1 pseudogene is annotated in these 307 nt (G+C 35.8%); it reads right to left on the bottom strand.

From position 1 onward, the window contains the following. Positions 1–187 precede the first annotated feature (187 nt). A pseudogene (locus JKP73_RS22555) lies at positions 188–307 on the bottom strand (citrate synthase); the annotation flags it as partial.

The raw sequence follows: 307 nt of genomic DNA, 5'->3' as shown, positions 1-307 counted from the left end.
CACGCATTTGTCCATTTTCAACAATAATCTTTTCTCCCTGTGCGATATCAATGAATACCTCCTAATTTCATTATGCATTTATAGTTTAGCAAAGATTTCCGTTTATGAACATCTTTGTTCCCAATCAAAAATACATGCGTGCTTTCCTGATTAAATTGGTAAGTTTACTTTATTTAAGATTACTACCTTATCGCTTATCAATTGATACATCTTCTGGCGACTTCGGACCTGTATATTCTGCGCGTGGTCGGATTAATCGATTATTTTCATACTGTACTAGAATATGCGCTAGCCACCCAGATACACG

Source organism: Virgibacillus salexigens (genome assembly GCF_014905415.1).
Taxonomy (GTDB): Bacteria; Bacillota; Bacilli; order Bacillales; family Amphibacillaceae; genus Virgibacillus; species Virgibacillus salexigens.
This window is presented reverse-complemented; position numbering and strand designations above follow the sequence as displayed.